The organism is Pseudomonas sp. PME37.24/006 (genome assembly GCF_055556635.1).
Genome location: NZ_JBVHNL010000001.1, coordinates 999563 through 1011592 on the forward strand (window position 1 = coordinate 999563; position 12030 = coordinate 1011592).

General features: G+C 58.9%; 12 protein-coding genes. 6 read left to right on the top strand and 6 right to left on the bottom strand.

Translation table 11 applies throughout. The features are described from left to right. The first annotated feature begins 32 nt into the window (after window positions 1–32). From ACZ3GY_RS04645 to ACZ3GY_RS04665, 5 genes are all read left to right on the top strand, one after another. On the top strand, window positions 33–497 hold the full coding sequence (locus ACZ3GY_RS04645) for a multidrug/biocide efflux PACE transporter (protein ID WP_465909098.1): 465 nt from the start codon (window positions 33–35) through the stop codon (window positions 495–497). A gap of 120 nt (window positions 498–617) precedes the next feature. Next, entirely contained in the window at window positions 618–1154 is a 537-nt protein-coding gene (locus ACZ3GY_RS04650; RefSeq protein WP_465909099.1) for a sugar ABC transporter ATPase, read from the top strand. Between the two features lie 245 nt (window positions 1155–1399). Next, window positions 1400–2869, top strand: a complete 1470-nt coding sequence (gene guaB, locus ACZ3GY_RS04655; RefSeq protein WP_225839496.1) for an IMP dehydrogenase — start codon at window positions 1400–1402, stop codon at window positions 2867–2869. A 78-nt stretch (window positions 2870–2947) separates the two neighbouring features. Beyond that, entirely contained in the window at window positions 2948–4525 is a 1578-nt protein-coding gene (gene guaA / locus ACZ3GY_RS04660; protein ID WP_225839499.1) for a glutamine-hydrolyzing GMP synthase, read from the top strand. Between the two features lie 624 nt (window positions 4526–5149). After that, the gene (locus ACZ3GY_RS04665) at window positions 5150–5722 is read left to right on the top strand and encodes a hypothetical protein (protein WP_463564124.1); all 573 of its coding nucleotides are present in this window, start codon (window positions 5150–5152) and stop codon (window positions 5720–5722) included. Between the two features lie 52 nt (window positions 5723–5774). On the opposite strand, the gene ACZ3GY_RS04670 is transcribed toward ACZ3GY_RS04665, so the two are convergent. The 6 genes from ACZ3GY_RS04670 to ACZ3GY_RS04695 form a co-directional block, all read right to left on the bottom strand. Then, window positions 5775–6959 (bottom strand): hypothetical protein, encoded by a 1185-nt coding sequence (locus ACZ3GY_RS04670; protein WP_465909100.1) that lies wholly within the window; start codon window positions 6957–6959, stop codon window positions 5775–5777. Window positions 6960–7420: 461 nt separating this feature from the next. Next, window positions 7421–8206, bottom strand: coding sequence for a carboxymuconolactone decarboxylase family protein (locus ACZ3GY_RS04675; protein ID WP_465909101.1), 786 nt, complete (start codon window positions 8204–8206; stop codon window positions 7421–7423). After that, window positions 8175–8669, bottom strand: a complete 495-nt coding sequence (locus tag ACZ3GY_RS04680) for a (R)-mandelonitrile lyase (RefSeq protein ID WP_465909102.1) — start codon at window positions 8667–8669, stop codon at window positions 8175–8177. The genes ACZ3GY_RS04675 and ACZ3GY_RS04680 overlap by 32 nt, the downstream gene beginning before the upstream one ends. 83 nt (window positions 8670–8752) lie before the next feature. Then, on the bottom strand, window positions 8753–9202 hold the full coding sequence (locus ACZ3GY_RS04685) for a DUF1330 domain-containing protein (protein ID WP_465909103.1): 450 nt from the start codon (window positions 9200–9202) through the stop codon (window positions 8753–8755). A 33-nt stretch (window positions 9203–9235) separates the two neighbouring features. Further along, window positions 9236–9940 carry a putative quinol monooxygenase gene (locus ACZ3GY_RS04690; RefSeq protein ID WP_465909235.1) on the bottom strand — a complete coding sequence of 235 codons (705 nt, stop codon included), beginning with the start codon at window positions 9938–9940 and terminating at the stop codon, window positions 9236–9238. A 66-nt stretch (window positions 9941–10006) separates the two neighbouring features. Further along, window positions 10007–10222, bottom strand: a complete 216-nt coding sequence (locus ACZ3GY_RS04695) for a hypothetical protein (protein ID WP_465909105.1) — start codon at window positions 10220–10222, stop codon at window positions 10007–10009. A gap of 139 nt (window positions 10223–10361) precedes the next feature. Between ACZ3GY_RS04695 and ACZ3GY_RS04700 the strand changes: the two genes are divergently transcribed. Then, a complete protein-coding gene (locus ACZ3GY_RS04700) occupies window positions 10362–11318 on the top strand; it encodes a LysR family transcriptional regulator (protein ID WP_465909106.1) in 957 nt (318 codons plus the stop codon). Window positions 11319–12030: the final 712 nt, after the last annotated feature.

A 12030-nucleotide genomic window follows, 5' to 3' on the forward strand; every position in this document is an offset into this window, starting at 1 on the left:
CCCCATCGACGTTACCTTGCGAGTCATCAGAAATGAATCAGTCCAACCATATCGCCCGCCGCTCCTTCAAGGAGCGCGTGCTGCATGCAACCCTGTTCGAAGTGATCGCCGTGGTGGTGTGCGCACCGCTGCTGGCCTGGGCCATGGGCAAGTCCCTGGCGCACATGGGCGCCCTGACGCTGATGTTCTCGGCCATCGCCATGCTCTGGAACATGATCTTCAACGTGATGTTCGACGCCGCCCAGCGCCGCATGGGCTTCGAGCGCGGCCTGTGGGCACGAATCAGCCACGCCTTGCTGTTCGAGGCAGGCCTGATTCTGGTGCTGGTGCCGCTGGCGGCCTGGTGGCTGTCGATCAGCCTGGTGGCGGCATTCTTCCTGGATATCGGCCTGATTCTGTTCTTCCTGCCCTACACCCTGGGCTACAACCTGGCCTACGACAACCTGCGCGAGCGCTACTTTCAACGCCGCCAGGCCAACGAACTCGCCTGCCGCTAACCGCCAGCTTTCGCCACCGCCTGCCACGTTGCAGGCCGTCGGCCCAGCGTCGTGCAGCTTGTGATCGGCTGCCAGCAAGCCCTAAGCTTCGCGGTTTACGGTTCCCCGCAAGGCAAGGGCATGGCAACTCAGAGTATCGTCGTTCCGCGCATCTCCACCTTCCCCGGCCATGAACGCAAGGCGCAGCAGATTCTGCGCTGGCTGGCCAAGCGCGATATCGTCGCGGCACTGCCCACCACTTGTGGGCGCAGTGGCATGGCCTACGCCATCGCGCCAGGGGCGAGCCGGGTGGTGGAGTTTGCCGAGAGGCTGCCGTTCGACCAACCCATCAACGGCCTGGAAGTCATCTACCGGCGCTGCATCTATACGCCCATCGACGATTTTCTCGAGGAGGCCGGTTGCCCCGAGTGCCGTAAGGAGGTCGGTGAGGCGCTGTTCGAAAGTCTGGACGAGTGGACGCCAGGAGAAACCGACAATTTCACCTGCCCCGAATGCAGGCACGAAGACGACATCAACGGTTTTCTGTTCCTGCAGCCCTGCGGCTTTTCCAATCTGGGCTTTATCTTCAACGGCTGGGCCGAGGCGCGGTTCACACCGGCCTTTCTCGAAGAGTTCGCCGAACGTTTGGGATATCCCGTTGCTCTGGTAAGCGCCTAGGGATTGTTGCGCAAGCCGCGCCAAACCTGGTGACGATCAGTCTGTGGCGCGGCGCTGCGGTAGAAAGGGGAGCTCTTCCCTGAGCCTGAATAGATCAGGCTGCGTGAATTCTCATCGGTTCCCCGCCAGCTGAGAATCATTGATATTAATTGCCGAACGGTCGATATCCATTCTTTACATTGAGTGACAGGGGCTGACTCGCTATAATGGCGCGCTTCCAATTTTCCCGTCTGGGAGCCCCCGCCATGCTGCGTATCAGTCAAGAAGCTCTTACCTTCGACGACGTTCTACTTATCCCCGGTTTCTCCGATGTTCTGCCGAAGGACGTCAGCCTCAAGACTCGCCTTACCCGCGGCATCGAGTTGAATATTCCGCTGCTGTCCGCAGCCATGGATACCGTGACCGAAGCCCGCTTGGCCATCGCCATGGCGCAGGAAGGCGGCATCGGCATCATCCACAAGAACATGACCATCGAGCAGCAAGCTGCCGAAGTGCGCAAGGTCAAGAAGTTCGAAGCGGGTGTGGTCAAGGATCCGATTACCATCGAGGCCGACGCCACCGTGCGTGACCTGTTCGAACTGACCCGCCAGAACAACATCTCTGGCGTACCCGTTCTGAGCAATGGCGAGCTGGTCGGTATCGTCACCTCCCGCGATGTGCGTTTCGAGAACCGTCTGGACGCTACCGTCCGTGAAGTGATGACGCCAAAAGAGCGTCTCGTCACTGTCAAGGAAGGTGCTGCCAAGGACGTCGTTCGCGATCTGCTGCACAAGCACCGTATCGAGAAGGTCCTGATCGTCGACGATGCCTTCACCCTCAAGGGCATGATGACCGTCAAGGACATCGAAAAAGCCAAGGCCTACCCGCTGGCCAGCAAGGACGACCAGGGTCGTCTGCGCGTTGGCGCAGCCGTCGGCACTGGTGCCGACACCGGTGACCGCGTTGCCGCGCTCGCCAATGCCGGCGTTGACGTGATCATCGTCGACACCGCCCACGGCCACTCCAAGGGCGTGATCGAGCGCGTGCGCTGGGTCAAGCAGAACTTCCCGGACATCCAGGTGATCGGCGGCAACATCGCCACCGGCGCTGCGGCACTGGCCCTGGCCGAAGCGGGCGCTGATGCGGTCAAGGTCGGCATCGGCCCTGGCTCGATCTGTACCACCCGTATCGTCGCCGGTGTCGGCGTGCCGCAGATCTCCGCAGTGGCCAACGTTGCCGCCGCGCTGGAAGGTAGTGGCATTCCGTTGATCGCCGATGGCGGTATCCGTTTCTCCGGTGACCTGTCCAAGGCCATCGTTGCCGGTGCTTCCTGCGTGATGATCGGTTCCATGCTGGCCGGTACCGAAGAAGCTCCAGGCGAGATCGAGCTGTTCCAGGGCCGCTCCTACAAGGCCTACCGTGGCATGGGCTCGCTGGGCGCCATGTCCCAGGCTCAGGGTTCCTCGGATCGCTACTTCCAGGACTCCGCTGCCGGTGCCGAGAAGCTGGTGCCTGAAGGCATCGAAGGCCGCGTGGCCTACAAGGGCGCCATGGGCTCCATCGTTCATCAGCTGATGGGCGGCCTGCGTGCCTCCATGGGTTACACCGGTTGCGCGACCATCGAAGAAATGCGCACCAAGCCCGAGTTCGTCCGTATCACTGGTGCCGGCATGGCCGAATCTCACGTCCACGACGTGCAGATCACCAAAGAAGCGCCGAACTACCGGGTAGGTTGATGCTTCGGTAATACCTGTAAGCGGGGCTGTTATCGACAGCCCCGCGTTGTTTCTGCTTACCACTGACGAGAACTAGTCATGGCCCTCGACATTCACGCTCACCGCATCCTGATCCTCGATTTCGGTTCCCAGTACACCCAACTGATCGCCCGCCGTGTGCGCGAGATCGGCGTGTATTGCGAGCTGCACCCGTTCGACATGGACGATGACGCGATTCGCGAATTCGCACCGCGCGGCGTCATCCTCGCCGGTGGTCCGGAGTCGGTACACGAAGCCAACAGCCCGCGTTGCCCGCAAGCGGTATTCGACCTCGGCGTGCCGGTATTCGGCATCTGCTATGGCATGCAGACCATGGCCGAGCAGCTTGGCGGCCGAGTAGCCGGTTCCGACCTGCGCGAATTCGGTTACGCCCGTGTCGATGTGGTTGGCAAGAGCCGCATCCTCGACGGCATCGAAGACCATGTCGACGCCGACGGCGTATTCGGCCTGGACGTGTGGATGAGCCACGGCGACAAGGTCACCGAGATCCCGGCTGGCTTCCACGTGCTGGCCAGCACGCCGAGCTGCCCGATTGCCGGCATGTTCGATGATGCGCGCGGTTACTACGGCGTGCAGTTCCACCCGGAGGTGACCCACACCAAGCAGGGCGAGCGCATCCTGTCGCGTTTCATCATCGACATCTGCGGCTGTGAAGCCCTGTGGACGCCGTCGAAGATCGCCGAAGACGCCATCGCCCAGGTGCGCGCTCAGGTTGGTGATGCCAACGTGTTGCTCGGCCTGTCCGGCGGTGTGGACTCCTCTGTGGTCGCGGCGCTGCTGCACAAGGCCATCGGCGATCAGCTGACCTGCGTATTCGTCGACAACGGCTTGCTGCGCCTGCACGAAGGCGAGCAGGTGATGGCCATGTTCGCCGAGAACATGGGCGTCAAAGTGATCCGCGCCAACGCCGAAGCGCAGTTCCTCGATAACCTGGCTGGCGAAGCCGACCCGGAGAAGAAGCGCAAGATCATCGGCCGTACCTTCATTGACGTGTTCGATGCTCAGGCCAGCCAGCTCGACAACATTCAGTTCCTGGCGCAAGGCACCATCTACCCGGACGTGATCGAGTCCGCTGGCGCCAAGAGCGGCAAGGCCCACGTGATCAAGTCGCACCACAACGTCGGCGGCCTGCCCGAGGAAATGAACCTCAAGCTGGTCGAACCGCTGCGTGAGCTGTTCAAGGACGAAGTGCGTCGCCTCGGCCTCGAACTGGGCCTGCCGTACGACATGGTCTACCGCCACCCATTCCCAGGCCCGGGCCTGGGCGTGCGTATCCTCGGTGAAGTGAAGAAGGAGTACGCCGACCTGCTGCGTCGTGCCGACCACATCTTCATCGAAGAACTGCGCAAGGCCGACTGGTACCACAAGGTCAGCCAGGCGTTCGTGGTGTTCCAGCCGGTGAAATCGGTTGGCGTGGTCGGTGACGGCCGTCGTTACGCCTGGGTCGTGGCCCTGCGTGCGGTGGAAACCATCGACTTCATGACCGCCCGCTGGGCGCACCTGCCGTACGAACTGCTGGAAACCGTCAGCGGCCGCATCATCAACGAAATCGACGGCATCTCCCGCGTCACCTATGACGTGTCTAGCAAGCCGCCAGCGACGATTGAGTGGGAGTGATCCCGCGTCCGGTGTAAGCCGGTAGTAAGTGGTCAGGAAAACCAAAAGCCCGCGTAATTGCGGGCTTTTTGCGTCTGATATTCTCGTAGCCCTAGTAAGTCAAAAGGCAACCGCCAATCTCGTAGGGATCATCACCGTGGAAGATAGGAAGCACCTGACTAACGCCATGACGGACACTCTGATGATTGCGATGTATCAGGCCGAAACGAGCGTGGCCAAGTGCCCGGATCTCAACAGCTGCATTGGGCAGAGTGTCAGAGCAATGGAGGAAAATAAATCTGTCCCCTTTTTTCTGGGGTGCTCCCTACTCTGACCCCTGCTTTGGAGAGCCAGTGATCGCAGCACACCAGTAGTAGCGAACAGCAACCCTCGCTGGTCAGGTCAAGCGGGGACATATCCATCAAATTCCCAGTCCATCACTTCAGCCAAGTTACGGGTACTCCCATGGGGCACAGCCGCGCGCACAAGCTCGGCTGTGTGCACTGCCCACTACACTGGCTACGCTGCTGGTCGCCGGCCACCCGTGCTTGCCGCTAATAGGGCATTCCAGCAGAATGTACCGAAGCCACACGACGGCCAGCAGGTCGTTCCCACATGTGCAGACCGCCTCGAGAGAACGCCGACATGAAACTCCGCCCCCGCATCGCCGCATGCATGCTTGCACTGCTTCCTACGGCCTTGATGGCGCAGGTACCAACGGAACTGTTGGGTGGTGGCAATTCGGCGAATGACGGGAAAATGGCAAACACGCCGTTCTACAAAGGCAAGGAAGGCATTTGGGTGCTGTCGCACAAGGCGGTGAACGATGGCTACCAGTGCTCCGTAGGTTTCATCACCGAGACGGCCTCGCTGAAAATTGCAGGTCCGTGGGATGCCGACATGGCCAAAAAAGGCGACGGGATGCTGTGGTTCAACAGCAAGGACATTCCCCAGGTAAAAGCCCCTAAGACCGTAAGAGTCACATTCGGCAATGGGCTGGGCAATGCTGATGTCGGGGCCTACCAGATACCCGGCAGTGACGGCCAGGGAGGGGGGTTCATCCTGTCGCTCAAGTTTGACTCGGTTCTGAAGGATAAAAGCGACACTGCCCACTACACCATCGGCATGGATGGCAAGTCCATGGTCGATATAAAACCCATTGCCGTGCAGGCCGCCTATAGGCGTTTGAAGGAATGCATGGCGGTGCGGGTAAAGTAAGCCCCGGACGACCGCTCTCCGGGGCAGTACGTTACACCGCCTACCGTGCCGTCTATCGGCCGGGTGCGTTCATGATGTCGGCGCAGGCATGCATGCCGCGGGTATCCCCTGCAGAGTCAGCCGTCACCCGGACATCGACAACCTTGTATACGTTGTCCGACTCGTCCGGCATCAGGACATAGCGCACGTTGCAATACTGCCAACCGCCCGCCGTGCCCATTGGGGCGCCATTGAAAGCATTCACCCACTGCACCTGGTTGTCGTACGAGCTGCCGTAGGAAAGAAAGCGCATCCCACCGGCATCATTGATTGCCGGCGGCCCGTTCACCACGACCACATCGTGTTCTGTCTTCCCCACCCACACCTGGACCAGCGTTGACTCGGCCCGCGACAGCTTGCGCTTGCCGCGCAATTGCGCAGCCTTGGTGGTAAAGGAAAGTTCTCCGCCAAGCTTCTTGAGCGTTGCTTTGGTCTCATCTGCTTCACGGTCAACTCTCGACTTGAGCTCGGCCACGTTTCGTTTGAGTCCGGCGATTTCATCCGGCGTCATTTCCCGCGCGGCTACCGAGGGTGGACGTACCGAGTCCTTCCAGATGTGCTTCCAGGTGAAATCCGCCGCATCCTCACCAGTACCTATCGGAACCACGCCCAAAACATGGATGCCCAGCCCTTCCATATTTTTTGCAAGCAGTCCGTTATTGATGGAGCGGTCCGGGTTACCCGACGCCTGCAGTGCGCTCGAGAAAGCATCCGGCTGACAGGCAATGCGATAGGCCTGCAGCAAGGTGTAGCTCGAGGTCGTTTGCCAATCCGTGGGTTGTGTTGCATCGTACCTGTCCTTCTTCCGGGACCAGGTTCCACCTCCATTGGAACGGAACCTGATGGTGTCTACTTCCGGCAAGGATGCAAGTTTGATCTCGAAATCTTTCGGAACCCGCACATTGCTTCCGTTCAAGTCCGGCATGATCATGCGATTCATGTTGGGGCATTCGAATTGCGCCGCCATGACCGTCCAATGAGGCTTGTCCGCCGCCTCGTAGACCAGTTCCAGCTCCATCCCTTGGATCAGCGTTTTGGAGAATGCACTGCCACCCAGTCTGGCGATATCCTCCGCATTGGCATACACGATCACGCGGTTGGGCGATTCACCCTGCATGTCGATGATGTACTTGTTCGCCAGTACCGGGCTGGCCATCGCCAATATGGCCAGCCCGCAAAACATTTCTCGAATTTTCACTGAAGGATCCTTTGTTGCCATCCACAGCGCAGCACATGGCCGGCTATGACCTTGAGATGGTTCGATCTTAGAGCCGCTCGGTTCGGCTAACAAGCCGACGTATAACCGGGCCCAACGGGGTGCAGAGCGTGCGCTGCGACGGATGTTCGTTTTGGGTCGATAGCAGTCGCCGGTGACGAGGAGCAGCTACCGGCCAAGAGCAGATGTAGATGACAGGCCGCTATCGGCCGAGGCTGTGTAAAAACTTTTTTGAGCGCGACAGGTACTCAAAAACGGACTGGAAATCGCGCATCTGGGCGAAATCCACATCTGCTGACGCGCCGATAAATTTCAGATTTCACGTAGACATGCGTACTTCAATTTTGACGAAGCGTTTTTACACACTCTGGGCCAAAAGCGGACACAAGAGGCGGTAAGCTCTATACGGCAGGCAGCACCAGACCGTCACCTATCAGGCACCGTCAAGGCGATCTACTGGCAAGGTGCTGCTCCAAGGCCTGGAGTGCTCTCTGAGATGTTTCGTCACTCACCTTCGCTGCCAGCACCTGGACGAGTTCGCGTAGCTGAGCTGCGCTCACGCCTGTATTCATGCTCATACGCATGTGTGCCTGTAACTGCGACTCGGCACCGGGCAAGGTGGAGAGCATGCTTACTGTCGCGAGCTCACGGCTCTGCCAATCGAGGTTGTCTCGCTCAAAAATGTCCCCGAAAAGGTGTGCTCTCAGGTACTCGTTGGCAACTGGGGCAAAGTCGAACAGAGGCCCTTCAACTGGAGCGCCAGAAAGTGCCGTCTGGTTCGCAGTTCCTGCAGCCATCAGGGCGTCGCCCTTCAGCGCGGGCTTGCTCGGCTCGCGGCCCAGAGCATCCTTTTTGCCATTAACCTTGCGCTCATCCACAACCCTCTTCAGCTCGGCAAGTGCATTCAAGCTGCGCGGAAAGCCGGCATAGGCATACAACTGCACCAACACCTCACGGGCATCGCTAATGCTCAAGCCGGAATCCAGCCCGGCATTGAGAGACGCGCCGAGACGGGAGATGTCGCCCAAGGCCGCAAACGCCGCAACGGGAACGATGGCCTGCTGGCGCACACTGAGGGCTTCACTGACGTTAGCTGTGGTAGGCGAGCTCATACTTTTACTTTCCTGAGCGATAGCGATTTGAACCGATGCACTTGCCGTCAATGCGGTAGTCAGTGCCGCGACGAGTACGGCGAACTTAATCTTCACGGGGCTGGCCATACTGCTCATCGCTTACCTTCTCCATCCAGTTGACGTTTTGGCCATCCAATGTGGCGGTTACCGCGATGTGCGACATGGCTGTCGTCGGCGCAGCCCCATGCCAATGCTTGACGCCAGGGGGACACCAAACCACATCTCCAGGGCGAACGACCTGAATCGGCTTGCCCCACTCCTGGGTCAGGCCTACGCCAGAGGACACCACCAGTCTTTGTCCCGCTGGATGGGTATGCCAAGCCGACCTGGCAGCCGGCTCGAAAGTAACCAAAGCACCGGACGCACTGATGTGCTCGTCGGCTGGCCAAATGGGATCAATCCGAACCCGGCCGGTGAAAAACTGCTCAGATCCGGCGATGGACGCTTGCTCACCACCCCGGATGATTTGCTGCACACGTTGGGCATCGCTATCGGCACTGGCTGCCCCGACATAAAGAACGGCGGTACAAAGAATCACCTTGAGAGCCTGTTGGTTCATGCTTCTTCCTCTATTAGTTCAATGTGAGATTCGGCTAGGTACCATTACCAGTGGCCACTCCGCCCGGGACAGGAACACTGCCGCTACTTGGAGCCCGGTAGTCCTTCGACGATGTAAGTCCTCGTGTTTCCGGAGCGGTGTCGGATCGGGATAATGGCCTGGTAGGAGGGGGACTCATACCAAGCCTGAGCTTGCGCTAGGCTCGGAAAACGGATCGCAACCAGACGCCCCTGCGCGCCGAAACCTTCTTTCACATCTAACACTCCTCCGCGGATGACGAAACTGCCACCGAAGGGAGTGAACGTTTTCTCGACTTGCGCACTATAGGGCTTGATACCGTCAGGATCAGTCGCCTCGAACTCGGCGACATAGTAGGCGGGCGCAGATTCATCCTGGGTGGTGGGGGCTTTTGCGCTGACCTGTATCGAAGCAAGCGTCAAGCAGGCCAACGATGCGAGCGTTAAGGCACGTGCGCGAACCCCGCGAGAGGGAGATGCAGGTCTGCGGTGTTGGTGTTCATTCTGGAAGAACATGGCGAATCCTCTATGTTTCAGGTCATCTGGCGTCTACTTCGGCGCCGTTGAGTCGACGTGCAAACCGCCGCGGCTATGCAGCGCGATGTTCTCAACCTCGATATGCCCCTTGTCGACCAGCATGTCGCTAGTCAGGCGCAGGTATTCCATGAAGTGCGGCGTTTTTCGATGCGACGCATAGGCATCGGCACTGGCATAGATCTCGAAGAATATCCACTGCTCTGGGTGATCCTTGCGAATTACTGCGTACATCGCCAGCACGCCAGGCTCGACCTTCATCGACTCGCGCATCCCCGCGGTCACGATGCGACGGAACGCATCAACGTCCTCGCGCCTGACCGTAACTTCAACGATGCGTGTTTTTGGCGTCCGACCACGCTGCACCACTGATAACGATGCAGGCTTCTCCACAAGGAGCACTGGCTCGGTTGCGATTGATTGCTTGCTGCCGACGAATGACCAAGTCGTGTCGACGAAACCCTTGTAATGCATGGTTTCGACGTGATGCTTGTAGGCGGTCTCACCGCTGTAGACCTCAAACATATACACCACCCCAGGTCGATCCAGGCTTGAGACGGCATGCATCGCCAGCACGCCAGGCTCCTCGCGCAGAGAGTGCTGCATGTTGTGCCGTCCGGCCGCATCAAATGCCTGTGCTTGTGCAGCATCGATCCTAAGTTCAGACATATGCACCACAGGATGAGCGGTCGCGATCTGTGCCGCCAGCATCGTTGCCATGGTCAATAGTGCTCTCCTGAGATTCATGTTGGTTCACCTTCTTCAACAACGGAGCTTCGAGACAAACTACTGCGGTGTACCCATCGACAATGGTGCGGGAGATGTGCGCGCCGAATCGGAAATGATGGCGTGGCTTTTGGCCGGCACCTGCCAAGGAATGTCTTCACCGGCGGCGCTCATCTGTGCCGTCACGCCGGAAACTCGGACAACATCCTTGGCCACAGTCTTGCGCGTGTGACCGAATCCGCTGTCATAAACGATGCTCACAAGAGCTGCCGACATTGGCGATCATCCTTCTGCTCTATCGATGAAGGCCATTCTGGCGAGCCTCAGTCATGACAAAAACCCAGGTAAGGGTTGAAGGGTCTTCAACTGTGAGTTGATAATCAGTGTTGGATGTCGCTGGCTGAAGCGAGGATGTATGGACTCTTCTCAACGTGTTCGCGCGATCCTGTCATTCGTGCACGCGGTCGACGCTGGCAGTTTTTCGGCGGCAGGCCGGTTGCTGGGCGTAAGCTCGGCGGCGATCAGTAAGAACGTGGCCAACCTCGAGAAGGATCTATGCGTGCGCCTGATGAACCGCACCACTCGCACGCTACAGCTCACTGACGAAGGTACCGCCTTTCTCCGACAGGCACGCGTTGCCCTCGAAGCGCTCGACACTGCGGTGGAAACCGTCGCCTCCCAGCGTCTGGGGCCGAACGGACGGGTTCGCCTATCGACCAGCTCGGCGTTCGGTCGCGGCCATGTGTTGCCAGTGCTGCCCGGCCTACTAGCAAGACACCCAGGTCTGTCGGTCGACGTAGATTTCGACGACCGGGTCATTGATCTTGTCCGCGATGGTTATGACCTCGCGATCAGAGGCGGTAACCTTCCGGACTCGGCGCTGATATCACGACCAATCTGCCGCCTGAATGTTGCCATCGCTGCCTCACCTGACTATCTCGCGCGGCATGGAGTGCCTCGCTCGCCCGAGGAACTGAGAGAACACCGGCTGATCGCCCGGCGCTTTCTGGGGGGATGTGTTGCGCCCTGGTCTTTCCGCGCCGATGACAACAGTGTCGTCACCTTCGACCCTGCGGACTCGGCGGTGGCCACGCTCTCCGCACCGGAAGCAATCGTTCAGGCTGCGTGTGATGGCATCGGCATCGCTCAAGTAGCCGTGCACCTCGCATGGCGTAGCCTGCACGAGGGTCGCCTGAAGATTTTATTGCATCGCTACCATCATCCAGGTGGCTATGAGCTGGCGATCCAGTATCCCCACCGTGCGCTGATTGCCCCGCGCGTCCGCACCACACTGGACTACCTGCTGGAGGCACTGGCCGACGATCAGTTGCTACATATCCCGCTGGGCGCGCTGGAATCCTATGTAGCCTGAGGCCATCCCCCCCATCTACGGTTTATCTTGTCCATGGTGGCCATTAGCGCATCTGCCCATCAGTGCGTAGTTAAAGGGAACAGATTTATTTTCGCTACTCAAACCGTCCCTCCTGGCCAGTAACTGCCTGCCGTGTCTGGCTGCTATCGGCCAAAAGCGGCCCTTCGCTGTGGCTTGAAACTGGCGAAAAGAGGACGGTCTCACCGCCGTTGGGGGACCATCTTGAGGCTTGAGGATCTCTGGAAATGGGGAGCGATTCATTCAGATGATATGCCAGAGATAAGAACGTGAGAGATCGTGGTCACGATGAGGCAATGGCAGAGGCTTTTCAGGCTGGTTCGTCGATGCCATCGTATTGCTTGCCGAAGTCTGCGCTGAGGGAGCAGCTTTTGAGCTTGCCGTGCTGATGCGTCTCCTTTCTGCGGGCCGTCCTCTAAGTGCATGTATCTTGGCGACGCTAGCCCTCAGAAGTGATTTTTATCCTGCATGGTATTTTTCATGGTTTTGAAAAAATTAGTTCCTTGAAAGCCACTAAATACATGCTTTCATGGCGTCTGTTGATAAGAGAGTGGGAGTGATCCCGCGTCCGGCATTTCCCGGCACGATCTAGCAAAAAATGCCCTGAAGCCCGCGTAATTGCGGGCTTATTGCATTTTGAGCCTGGCATTTTCTGGCAGAGTTTGTGTAGCTCTCAGGGCATGAACGCGAGCTG